Source organism: Streptomyces sp. NPDC019396 (assembly GCF_040632375.1).
GTDB lineage: Bacteria > Actinomycetota > Actinomycetes > Streptomycetales > Streptomycetaceae > Streptomyces.
In genome coordinates this window covers 17,226-29,525 of record NZ_JBEYBS010000037.1, presented here as the reverse complement: position 1 = coordinate 29,525, position 12,300 = coordinate 17,226, and the positions used below count along the sequence as shown (strand labels likewise).

Below are 12,300 nucleotides of genomic sequence, written 5' to 3'. Positions count from 1 at the left end.
CGGTTACAAAGAACAGCACCCGCACGAACACCACCCGCGCAAAGAAGGCCCACCCGAAGACCTCCGCACCTCGTGCAGCGGACCCCACCCCCCGACCAGCCACGCCCGCTCAGCCCCCAGGTGATGCCGTGAACCCGCTGATTGGCCGCATTCCCGTCCTGGACGTACGCCCCCTCGTCGACCGAGGCAGAAGGCCCGCCAAGGCGGTGGCCGGGGAGTCCTTCCAGGTCTCCGCCACCGTCTTCCGGGAAGGCCACGACGCGGTGGCCGCCAACGTGGTCCTGGTCGACCCGCACGGGCGCCCAGGCCCCTGGACCCCCATGCGGGAGCTGGCCCCCGGCACCGACCGCTGGGGCGCCGACGTGACCCCCCGCTGCGAGGGCCGCTGGACGTACGGGGTCGAGGCGTGGAGCGACCCGCTGACCACCTGGCGCCGGCACGCGGGCATCAAGATCCCCGCCGGGATCGACACCGCGCTGGTCCTCTCCGAGGGCGCCGAGCTGCATGAACGTGCCGCCGCCGGCGTGCCGAAGACGGACGGACGGGAGGCGGTGCTCGCCGCCGCCGACACACTGAGGGACGACAGCAGGGCCCCCGGGGAGCGGCTGGCCGCCGCGCTCGCCCCGGAGGTCACCGAGGTGCTCGCACGCCATCCACTGCGCGAACTGGTCACCTCCAGCGACCCGTTGCCGCTCCAGGTCGAGCGCCACCGCGCACTGTTCGGCTCGTGGTACGAGTTCTTCCCGCGTTCCGAGGGCGCGCGGCTGGAGCAGGTAACCGGGGGAGAACAGGGGAGACGAGGGGAACGGGGAAAGCTGGTTTCCGGCACTTTCCGGACAGCGTCCCAGCGCCTTCCGGCCATTGCTGCGATGGGTTTCGACGTGGTCTATCTGCCACCCATCCACCCCATCGGCACCACCTTCCGCAAGGGCCCCAACAACTCCCTGGAGGCAGGATCCGGGGATGTCGGGGTGCCATGGGCGATCGGCTCCCCCGAAGGCGGCCATGACGCGGTCCACCCGGACCTCGGCACGATCGAGGACTTCGACGCCTTCGTACGCTGCGCCCGGGAGCTGCGGCTCGAGGTCGCCCTGGACTTCGCGCTCCAGTGCTCCCCCGACCATCCCTGGGTGGAGAAGCACCCCGAGTGGTTCCACCACCGCCCGGACGGCACCATCGCCTACGCCGAGAACCCGCCGAAGAAGTACCAGGACATCTATCCGATCGCCTTCGACCAGGACATGGAGGGCCTGGTCAGGGAGACCGTCCGGGTGCTCCGGCACTGGATGTCCCACGGTGTGCGGATCTTCCGTGTCGACAATCCGCACACCAAGCCGGTGGTCTTCTGGGAGTCGGTGATCGGGCAGATCAACCGAAGGGATCCCGATGTCGTGTTCCTGGCGGAGGCCTTCACTCGGCCGGCGATGATGCACACCCTGGCCGCGGTGGGCTTCCAGCAGTCGTACACGTACTTCACCTGGCGGAACACCAAGCACGAGCTCACCGAGTATCTGACGGAGCTCACCGGCGAGGCCGCCGCCTGCATGCGCCCCAACTTCTTCGTGAACACCCCGGACATCCTGCACGCCTACCTCCAGGAGGGCGGCCGCCCGGCCTTCGAGGCACGCGCGGTGCTCGCCGCGACCCTCTCCCCCACCTGGGGTGTCTACGCGGGGTACGAGCTGTGCGAGAACACCCCGCTGAAGCCGGGCAGCGAGGAGTACCTGGACTCGGAGAAGTACCAACTGCGGCCCAGGGACTGGGACTCGGCGGCACGCGACGGCCGCACCATCGCGCCCCTGATCACCGAGCTCAACCGGCTCAGGCGCCGCCACCCCGCGCTCCAGCAGCTGCGGAACCTGCACTTCCATCACGCCGACAACGACGCCGTGATCGCCTACAGCAAGCGATCCGGTTCGAACACCGTTCTGGTGGTCGTCAATCTCGACCCCCACCACACCCAGGAGGCAACGGTCTCGTTTGACATGCCGGAGCTCGGCCTCGACTGGCACGAGACCGTACCGGTGCGCGACGAGCTCACCGGCGAGACCTATCACTGGGGCAGGGCCGCCTATGTGCGCCTCGAGCCGGGCGTCACGCCTGCGCACATCGTGGTCCTGCGACCGTCCCCGCCGACCGGAGGGTCACCCACATCATGATCGTCAACGAGCCCGTCCACGACCTCTTCGAGGACACCCCCGCCAAGGACCGGGACCCCGACTGGTTCAAACGCGCGGTGTTCTACGAGGTGCTCGTACGGTCCTTCCACGACAGCAACGGCGACGGCATCGGCGACCTCAGGGGCATCACATCCAAGCTGGACTACCTCCAGTGGCTCGGCGTGGACTGCCTTTGGCTGCCGCCGTTCTTCAAGTCCCCGCTCCGTGACGGAGGTTACGACGTCGCGGACTACACGTCCGTGCTCCCCGACTTCGGTGACCTCGCCGACTTCGTGGAGTTCGTCGACGCCGCGCACCAGCGCGGCATGCGGGTCATCATCGACTTCGTCATGAACCACACCAGCGACCAGCACCCGTGGTTCCTGGAGTCCCGCAAGCATCCGGAAGGGCCGTACGGCGACTACTACGTCTGGGCGGACAACGACAAGCAGTTCCAGGACGCCCGGATCATCTTCGTCGACACGGAGACCTCCAACTGGACCTTCGACCCGGTCCGCAAGCAGTACTACTGGCACCGCTTCTTCTCCCACCAGCCGGACCTCAACTACGAGAACCCGGTGGTCCAGGACGAGATCCTCGCGGCCCTGCGCTTCTGGCTCGACCTCGGCATCGACGGCTTCCGCCTCGACGCCGTGCCGTACCTCTACCAGGAGGAGGGCACGAACTGCGAAAACCTCCCGGCGACCCACGAGTTCCTGAAGCGGGTACGCAAGGAGATCGACGCCCACTACCCGGACACGGTGCTGCTGGCAGAGGCGAACCAGTGGCCCGAGGACGTGGTCGACTACTTCGGGGACTACTCGGCGGGCGGCGACGAGTGCCATATGGCGTTCCATTTCCCGGTGATGCCGCGGATCTTCATGGCGGTACGGCGGGAGTCGCGCTATCCGGTCTCCGAGATCCTGGCCAAGACCCCCCAGATCCCGGACAACTGCCAGTGGGGCATCTTCCTGCGCAACCACGACGAGCTGACCCTCGAAATGGTCACCGACGAAGAGCGCGACTACATGTACGCGGAGTACGCCAAGGACCCGCGGATGCGCGCCAACATCGGCATCAGGCGCCGCCTCGCCCCGCTGCTGGACAACGACCGCAACCAGATCGAGTTGTTCACGGCCCTGCTGCTGTCACTGCCCGGCTCTCCGATCCTCTACTACGGCGACGAGATCGGGATGGGCGACAACATCTGGCTCGGCGACCGGGACGCGGTGCGCACACCGATGCAGTGGACCCCGGACCGCAACGCCGGATTCTCATCCTGCGACCCCGGGCGTCTCTACCTGCCGACCATCATGGACCCGGTCTACGGCTACCAGGTGGCCAACGTCGAGGCGTCGATGGCCTCGCCGTCGTCGCTGCTGCACTGGACACGGCGCATGATCGAGATCCGCAAGCAGAACCCGGCCTTCGGGCTCGGCTCCTACACCGAGCTCCCTTCGTCGAACCCCGCGGTGCTGGCCTTCCTGCGGGAGATGCCGGCCACCGACGGGGGCGGCGACGACCTGGTGCTGTGCGTCAACAACTTCTCGCGGTTCGCCCAGCCCACGGAACTCGATCTGCGCCGCTACAACGGCCGCCATCCGGTTGAGCTGATCGGCGGTGTGCGCTTCCCCGCCATCGGCGAGTGGCCGTATCTGCTGACCCTGGCAGGGCACGGCTTCTACTGGTTCCGGCTGCGCAAGGAGCCGGCGAAGGACACGGCGACGCAGGTCAAGGACCGTGAGGCGCCGGCCGAGGGGACCATGCCGAAGCAGGTGTGACCGAGGCACATGCCATCTCGGGTGCGGGGCGGTTGCATCGCCCCGCACGGGGCACGCTCCCCTTCATATCCAGGTCCGTACCGACGCACCGAGTCCGTACGGACCATCCTCGCTCGACATTCCCCCCTCCCTTCGGCGGGGGGACCCCCACGCACAGCCCGGACAGCCTATATTTACCGCAATCCGGGACACTCTTCGCATCCTGTGGTGTGCCCGGGGAAAGGACGCGATGCCATGTCGGAGGCTGCATCCACCCGGACCCCCGTGGCTCTGCTTCCCTCACTCACCCCCCTGCTCCACCGGTGGCTGCCCCGGCAGCGCTGGTTCGCGGGCAAGGGGCGCCCGGTCGCCGGCTTCTCCCTGGTGTCGGCCGCCGAACTGCTGCCGGTCGACTCGACCAGCCCCGGACTGCTTCATCTGCTGATCCGCGTCCAGCATCCGGGACCCGCCGGCGGCAAGGCGGCCGGCCGTGAGAGCGCCGACTGCTACCAGCTGCTGCTCGGGGTGCGTACGACCCTGCCGCCCCATCTCGCCTCCGCCCTGATCGGCCAGATGGCCGAAGGCCCGCTGGCCGGCCGCACCGTCTATGAAGGGCTGCACGACCCGCGACTCGCCGGGCTACTGCTGGAGCGGCTGCGCACCCCGGGCCGGTTCGGCACGCTGCGCTTCGACCAGACGGTGCCCGTGACCGGTGGCCTGCCCGCCCGGATCCTGGACGCGGAACAGTCCAACTCCTCATTGGTGTACGGGGATTCGTACATCCTCAAGATCTTCCGCCGGGTCTATCCGGGCATCAACCCGGATCTGGAGCTGCCGCTGGCCCTCGCTCGCGCCGGCTGCGAACGGGTGCCCGCGCCCGTCGCCTGGTACGAGTCGGCGACCCCGGAGCCCGCGACGCTCGGGGTGCTCCAGCCCTATCTGCGCGGCTCCCAGGACGGCTGGCAGCTCGCCCTGAAGGCGCTCGCCGCCGATGACGACTTCACCGAGGAGGCACAGGCACTGGGCAGAGCCACCGCCGAGGTGCACACCGCTCTGGCCGCGGCGCTGCCCACCATGACCCTGAGCCGTGCGCAGACCTGGCACCTCGCGACGGCGATGAACGAACGGCTGGACGCCGCCGTCCGGGCGGTGCCCGATCTGCTGCCGTACGCACGGGGGCTGCGCGACGCCTTCGACGCGATCACCGGAGCCGAGCTGAACGGCGGCGGACACGCCCAGCGCATCCACGGCGATCTGCACCTCGGCCAGACCCTGCGCACCCCCGACGGACTCTGGTCGGTGATCGACTTCGAGGGCGAACCGGCCCGCCCGCCCGCCGAGCGCCGCCGGATGCAGCCACCGGTCCGCGACATCGCCGGGATGCTGCGCTCGTTCGACTACGCGGCCCGCTCCCACCGGCCCTGGAACCCGGCCTGGGCGGCCCGCTGCCGGGCGGCGTACTGCGAGGGCTACGCGGAGGCGTCGGGCACCGACCCCCGGGCGGAGCCCGAGCTGCTGCGGGCCTATGAGACGGACAAAGCGGTGTACGAGGTCGTGTACGAGGCCCGGCACCGGCCGGACTGGCTACCGGTCCCCATGGCGGCGATCGAGCGGCTGGCCGGACCCGGGACCTGACGCCCGCCCCTGCCCACCCCCAACGCGCCTAGGAGGCCGCCCCCGTGACCCCCCGCACACCAGCCGACCGCACCACATCAGCCGACCGACCGCCGGCGCCCGAACAGCCGCCCACCAGGCAGGTCGCCACGGGCAGCCACGGTGTGCGGCCCGCCAAGCCGCTCACCGGCGCCGACCGCGAGCGGCTGCTGAACGGCTCCCACCACGAACCGCATGCGCTGCTCGGGGCCCATCTGACCCGGAGCGGGGTGGTGATCCGCGTACTGCGCCCGTACGCCCTGTCGGTCACCGTGCTCGGCAAGGGGCTGCGAGCCGAGCTGCACGAGGAGGGGGACGGGTTCTTCTCGGGGGTGCTGCCGATGCGGCAGGTGCCCGAATACTCGCTCCAGATCCGGTACGAGGGGAACGAAGGCGACGAGGCCGGCACGGTCGAGTCCGGCGACCCGTACCGCTTCCTCCCGTCTCTGGGCGAGCTCGATCTGCATCTCATCGGCGAGGGGCGGCACGAGGAGCTGTGGGGGGCACTCGGCGCCCTGCCGATGAACCACCAGGGCGTGGCCGGCACCCGCTTCACGGTGTGGGCCCCGAACGCCCAGGGCGTGCGGCTCGTCGGGGACTTCAACCACTGGGACGGCACCGCCTTCCCGCTGCGCTCGCTCGGCTCGTCCGGCGTGTGGGAACTGTTCGTACCGGAGGTCGGCGAGGGGGCCCTGTACAAATTCGACATCACCCGGCCCGACGGCTCGCACACCGTGCGCTCCGACCCCATGGCGCGCCGCACCGAGGTGCCGCCCGCGAACGCCTCCGTCGTGACCGCGTCCCGCCATGTGTGGCGGGACGGGGAGTGGATGGCGCAGCGCGGTGAACGCCCGGTGCACGAGGCGCCCTTCTCGGTGTACGAGGTCCATCTGGCCTCCTGGCGGCCCGGCCTGAGCTACCGCCAGCTGGCGGAGCAGCTGCCCCGGTATGTGCAGGATCTGGGCTTCACCCATGTGGAGTTCATGCCGGTCGCCGAGCATCCGTTCGGGGGCTCCTGGGGCTACCAGGTCACCGGTTTCTACGCGCCCACGGCCCGGATGGGCAGCCCGGACGACTTCCGGTATCTGGTCGACGCCCTGCACCGGGCCGGCATCGGCGTGATCATGGACTGGGTGCCGGCGCACTTCCCCCGTGACGACTGGGCGCTGGCGGAGTTCGACGGGCGTCCGTTGTACGAGCACACGGACCCGGCGCGGGCGGCGCACCCGGACTGGGGCACCCTCGAGTTCGACTACGGCCGCAAGGAGGTGCGCAACTTCCTGGTCGCCAACGCCGTGTACTGGTGCGAGGAGTTCCACATCGACGGGCTGCGGGTGGACGCGGTCGCGTCCATGCTCTACCTGGACTACTCGCGCGAGCACGGCCAGTGGAGCCCGAACGAGCACGGAGGCCGGGAGAACCTGGACGCGGTGGCCTTCCTCCAGGAGATGAACGCCACTGTCTACCGGCGCTGCCCGGGTGTGGTCACCATCGCCGAGGAGTCCACGGCCTGGGACGGGGTCACCAGGGCCACCCATCATGTCGGCCCGGCCGGTTTCGGCGGTCTCGGGTTCGGGCTGAAGTGGAACATGGGCTGGATGCACGACTCCCTCGGCTACGTCGCGCACGAGCCGGTGCACCGCAAGTACCACCACAACGAGATGACCTTCTCGATGGTGTACGCGTACAGCGAGAACTACGTGCTGCCGATCTCGCATGACGAGGTGGTGCACGGCAAGCAGGCTCTGGTGTCGAAGATGCCCGGCGACTGGTGGCAGCGACGGGCCAACCACCGGGCCTACCTCGGCTTCATGTGGGCGCATCCGGGCAAGCAACTGCTGTTCATGGGACAGGAGTTCGCTCAGGGGGCCGAGTGGTCGCACGAGCACGGCCCCGAGTGGTGGCTGATGGACGAGACGTACCACTCGGCGGGCGACCACCGGGGGGTGCGGGACCTGGTGCGCGAGCTGAACGCTGTGTACGCGGCGACCCCGGCGCTGTGGCAGCGGGACACCGTGCCGGAGGGCTTCTCCTGGGTGGACGGCGGCGCGGCCGAGGACAACGTGTTCGCTTTTCTCCGCTTCGACGCGCACGGCGGACCACTGCTCGCGGTGTCCAACTTCTCGCCCGTGGTGCGGAAGGAGTACCGGCTCGGCGTGCCGCCCGCGGTCTCCGCCTGGGCGGAGGTGCTGAACACGGACGCAGCGCGCTTCGGCGGGGGTGATGTGCGCAACGCGGAGCCGCTGAAGCCCGAGTCCGTGGGCGCGCACGGGCACCGCACCAGCATCCCTCTCACCCTGCCGCCTCTGGCGACGGTGTGGCTGAAGCCGGTGTGATCCCGGCTGATCACCGTACGGGGCGAGCCGGCCGGCTCGCCCCGTACGCTCACCGCGCCAGCTGTCCCGCGAACCCTGCGGGCAGTTCGCCCGTGTGCACCAGCCCCAGCCGCTGGGTGGCACGGGTCAGCGCCACGTACAGGTCGCTCTCCCCGAAGCGTCCGGGCTCCACCACGATCACGGCGTCGAACTCCAGGCCCTTCGCCTGCCTCGGGTCCAGCAGCACCACCGAACGGGTCAGGTCCACGGTCGCCGCCTCACCGAGCGCCCGCAGCTCCCCGTGCAGCTCAGACGGCGCGATCACCGCCAGCCGCCCTTCGGCGGGCTTCTCCCGCTCCGCGGCCGCGAGCACGGCGGCGGCCAGCTCCCCCTCCGCGACCCGTTCGGCCCAGGGCCTGGTCCCGGTCGACCGTACGGACTCCGGCGGTTCGAAGCCCGGGTGGTTCGCCCGCCGCGCGGCCGCGGCAAGCTCCATGATCTCGGCGGGCGTGCGGTAGTTGACCCCGAGTCTGGTGTGTTGCCAGCGGTCCTGGACGTACGGTCCGAGGATGTCCCGCCACGATCCGCACCCCGCCGCATCGGCGGTCTGCGCCGGGTCGCCCACCAGGGTCATGGAGCGGCTGGGACTGCGCCGCATCAGCAGCCGCCACGCCATTGCGGACAGCTCCTGGGCCTCGTCCACGATGATGTGCCCGAAAGCCCAGGTGCGGTCGGCGGCGGCGCGCTCGGCGGCGCTGCGGTGGTCGCGCTCCGAGTGCCGCTCGGCCATGCGCTCGGCATCGATGACGTCATGGGCGGACAGCACCTCGGACGCGTCGGCGTCGACGTCCTCCTTGTCCTCGAACTCGTAGGTACGGGAGGCGTACGAGACGTCGAGTACCCCCTGCGCGTAGGCGATCTGGCGGGAGCGCTCGGCCTCGGCGGCGGCGCGGGCGGCGGAGTCGTCCTCTCCCAGCAGCTCCGCCACCTCGTCCAACAGGGGTACGTCGGCGGGTGTCCACTCGCCGTGGGCGCGGCGGATCAGTGCGGCCTCGTCGTCGTCCAGATGCGCCGGGTCCGCGAGGAAGCCGGCGAGGAACTCGCGCGGGGTGAGCGGCGGCCACAGCGAGGCGATCACGGAGTGCACGTCGGCGCTGGCGGCGATGCCCCTGCCCAGCTGGGCGATGTCGTCGGGGCCGAGGAAGTTGGGGCCGCCGTAGGGGTCGGCGCCGATGCGGTCCACGAGCTGGGTGGTGAGGTCGTCGATGAGGTGGAAGACGAAGTAGGGGCGGGCGAGATTGTGCGGCAGTCCCGTCTCGCGGGCCTTGTGCCGGGCCTCGACGGCCATGTCCCAGTCGAGGATCAGCTCGCCGTCGTCGTGCGGGATGACGATGGGCTCGTCCTTGTCGGGCACCCGCTGCCGGTCCCTGACCGCTTCGGCGAGTACGCGCGCCATACCGGCGTGGCCCTTCACGGCCGCGGCGGCGGGGCTTTCGGTGCCGGTGGCGTGCACTCCGGGGAACAGCTCGCCGATGGTCGCGAGGAGCACACCCGTCTCACCGAGCGAGGGCAGCACCTCGCCGATGTAGCCGAGGAACGCGGGGTTGGGGCCGACGATCAGCACCGCCCGCTTGGCGAGCTGCTCCCGGTGCGCGTACAGCAGATACGCGGCACGGTGCAGCGCGACGGCGGTCTTGCCGGTGCCGGGCCCGCCCTCGACCACGAGCACGCCGTGCTGCGGGGCGCGGATGATCTGGTCCTGCTCGGCCTGGATGGTGGCGACGATGTCCGCCATCCGACCGGTGCGGGCGCTGTTGAGGGAGGCCAGCAGCACCTCGTCGGCGTCGTGCGACTCGTACCCGGTGCGGGTGGTGTCGTTGAGGTCCATGATCTCGTCGTGCAGGGCGGTGACGGTGCGCCCCTCTGTGGTGATGTGCCGGCGTCGGCGCAGGCCCATGGGCGCGTATCCGGTCGCGAGATAGAACGGCCGCGCCACGGGAGCCCGCCAGTCGATCAGCAGCGGGGTGCGCTCGCGGTCGTCGCGGCGGATACCGGTGCGTCCGATGTGATGGGTCACACCGTCCCGGTGGTCGATCCGCCCGAAGCACAGCCCGGCGTCAGCGGCGTTGAGCGCGGCGAGCGTGGCGGAGTGCTCGATCACCGCGATGTCCCGTTCGACGCGCGCCTGACGCCCCGTCCCCGCCTGCTGGACGGCGGCGGACGCGGCGGTCTCGGCCTCCGCCCTGAGCTGGTCCAGCCGCTCATGGACGACGGAGACGAATTGTTGCTCCTGCCGCAATTCCTCAGTTGACAATTCAGCTCCCGACGCGTTAGAGTTCAGCTATTCGAGTTTCCCGCGTTTTTGGCGTGCCCGCACACGGAATCATCAAATATACGCGAAGAAATGCCCCGGCCGTCAATTCGGCCGGGGCATTTCTGTTCGCCCATGTCTCCTGCCGCTCGTGCCTCACGCTTCCAGGCAGCCGCATACTTTGGTCGGCCCAGCGGCGACCGAAGACGGATGGGACATGAGCAACGGCGTTCCTAGCGTGGCCTCATGACCGTCGAGACCCCTGCCCCGCCGTTGCTGAGGGGCGCCGTCCTGTCCCGGGAACGCGCCTTCGCACCCGATCTCGCGCGCGGGATCATGCTGCTGTTGATCGTGCTGTCCAATACGGCGTTCCACCTGTGGGCGGCCCCCCGCGGGGCCTCCGGCTGGCAGCCGGCGGACGGCTCCTGGCCCGACCGTGCCGTCCAGTTCGCCATGATGACCGCGCTGGACGGGCGGGCCTACCCGCTCTTCGCGTTTCTCTTCGGCTACGGCATGACGCAGGTCTTCCTGCGCCAGACCGCCGCGGGAACCTCCGAACGGGCCGCGGTGGGGGTGCTGCGCAGGCGCAGCCTCTGGCTGTTCGTCATCGGTGTCGCCCACGCCACCCTGCTGATGTCCGGCGACATCCTCGGCTACTACGGGCTGATCAGCCTGCTCCTCGGCTGGTTCCTCCTCCGGCGCAGCGACCGCGCCCTGAAGTGGTGGGCGGGCATCGCCGTCGCGCAGCAACTGCTGGTGGAGGTGGTGCCGTTCGTCGTCGCGGCGGTCCAGGGCGAGCTGACCACGACCGGCGACCCCGGTGCCGAGCCGGCGCACCTGGCCTATGCGAGCGGTGAGGACGACTGGCTCACCGCCGCCGGAACCCGTTTGTCCACCTCGCTGTTCATCACCCTGGCGGGCGTCCCGCTCACCTGGCTGGGCGGAGCGCACCTGATCTTCCTGCTCGGCTTCCTGGCTGCGCGCCGGGGCGTCCTGGAGCAGCCCGGGCGGTACATGCCGCTGCTGCGCTTCACCGCCGTCGCCGGAATCGCGGTCGGCTGGCTGGGCGGGCTGCCCGCCGCACTCGCCCATGTCGGGGCGATCGAGGCCACGGACGCCGCCCAGAGCCAGACGGGGGTGCTCAGCGGGCTCCAGCAGTTCACCGGCACGGCGGGCGGGCTCGGCTATGTCGCCGCCATCACCCTCTTCGCTCACTGGTGGACCCGTCGTCCGCGGCGCCGGGGAGCAACCGCCCTGCTGGCCGTGTCCGCGGTCGGCAAGCGCTCCCTTTCCTGCTACCTGGCCCATTCGCTGCTCTTCGCCCCGCTGCTGGCGGCCTGGGGCCTCGGCCTCGGGGCCCATCTGAGCAGTGCCGGCATGGCGCTGTTCGCCCTGGGGGTCTGGTTGGTGACGGTGGCCGGCGCCGCCGCCCTGGAGCGCCGCGGGCGCAGGGGGCCCGCGGAGGTGGTGTTGCGGCGGCTGATGTACGGGGCGAGGACCCCGGACGGCCGGAGCCGGTCAGCTCCGGTCGGCGGGCAGCAGGGGCCGGCGCTCCAGAGGCGAGGAGAGCACGATCGAGGTCGTCGTACGCCCAAGCGCTGAGGTCTGCTCCAGGACGTCCTCCAGATGCACGGTGTCCGTCGTGGCGACCTTGAGGATCCAGCAGTCCTCGCCGACGACGTGATGGACCTCCAGGACCTCGGGCCTGGCGAAGAGATCCTGGGAGCGCGGGTGGCTGAGGCCGTAACCCCCGTACGGACTGACCCGGATGAAGGCCCGGATCCCGTAGCCGAGCCGCGCCGGTGAGACATACGCGCCGTAGCCGGTGATCGCGCCGCTCGCCTCCAGCCGCCGCACCCGCTCCCCGACGGCGGCCGGGCTCAGGCTGACACGCCTGCCGAGCTCGCTCAGGGTGATCCGGCCGTCCGCCTGGATGATCTCCAGAATGTGCCGGTCGACCCGGTCGAAGGAGCTCCCCGGGGTTTCCTCGGCGGCTGCGCGCGAATGCCGTTGTTCTTTCGGCGCGGAAGCCTGAACTCCCATGTCTCCCCCTTCATGGAGCGGGCCGTCAACGTAACACTGGTGATCCCGGCGCGAAGCAG

General features: G+C 70.3%; 7 protein-coding genes. 5 read left to right on the top strand and 2 right to left on the bottom strand.

Annotated elements, in window-relative coordinates; genetic code table 11:
* Positions 1–137 precede the first annotated feature (137 nt).
* From ABZ532_RS28940 to glgB, 4 genes are all read left to right on the top strand, one after another.
* A complete protein-coding gene (locus ABZ532_RS28940) occupies positions 138–2,159 on the top strand; it encodes an alpha-1,4-glucan--maltose-1-phosphate maltosyltransferase (RefSeq protein ID WP_361290133.1) in 2,022 nt (673 codons plus the stop codon).
* Positions 2,156–3,940 carry a maltose alpha-D-glucosyltransferase gene (treS, locus tag ABZ532_RS28935; RefSeq protein ID WP_361290098.1) on the top strand — a complete coding sequence of 595 codons (1,785 nt, stop codon included), beginning with the start codon at positions 2,156–2,158 and terminating at the stop codon, positions 3,938–3,940. The genes ABZ532_RS28940 and treS overlap by 4 nt, the downstream gene beginning before the upstream one ends.
* A 234-nt stretch (positions 3,941–4,174) precedes the next feature.
* Entirely contained in the window at positions 4,175–5,554 is a 1,380-nt protein-coding gene (locus tag ABZ532_RS28930; protein WP_361290095.1) for a maltokinase, read from the top strand.
* Between the two features lie 143 nt (positions 5,555–5,697).
* Entirely contained in the window at positions 5,698–7,908 is a 2,211-nt protein-coding gene (glgB, locus tag ABZ532_RS28925) for a 1,4-alpha-glucan branching enzyme (RefSeq protein WP_361290130.1), read from the top strand.
* Between the two features lie 49 nt (positions 7,909–7,957).
* Here the strand turns inward: glgB and ABZ532_RS28920 are convergent, their stop codons facing one another.
* Positions 7,958–10,201, bottom strand: a complete 2,244-nt coding sequence (locus ABZ532_RS28920) for a UvrD-helicase domain-containing protein (RefSeq protein WP_361290092.1) — start codon at positions 10,199–10,201, stop codon at positions 7,958–7,960.
* Between the two features lie 243 nt (positions 10,202–10,444).
* On the opposite strand from ABZ532_RS28920, the gene ABZ532_RS28915 reads away from it, so the two are divergent.
* A complete protein-coding gene (locus ABZ532_RS28915) occupies positions 10,445–11,800 on the top strand; it encodes a DUF418 domain-containing protein (RefSeq protein WP_361290089.1) in 1,356 nt (451 codons plus the stop codon).
* Here ABZ532_RS28915 and ABZ532_RS28910 read toward each other — a convergent pair.
* Positions 11,717–12,241 (bottom strand): Lrp/AsnC family transcriptional regulator, encoded by a 525-nt coding sequence (locus ABZ532_RS28910; RefSeq protein WP_361290086.1) that lies wholly within the window; start codon positions 12,239–12,241, stop codon positions 11,717–11,719. The two genes, ABZ532_RS28915 and ABZ532_RS28910, sit on opposite strands and share 84 nt — an antisense overlap.
* Positions 12,242–12,300 lie beyond the last annotated feature (59 nt).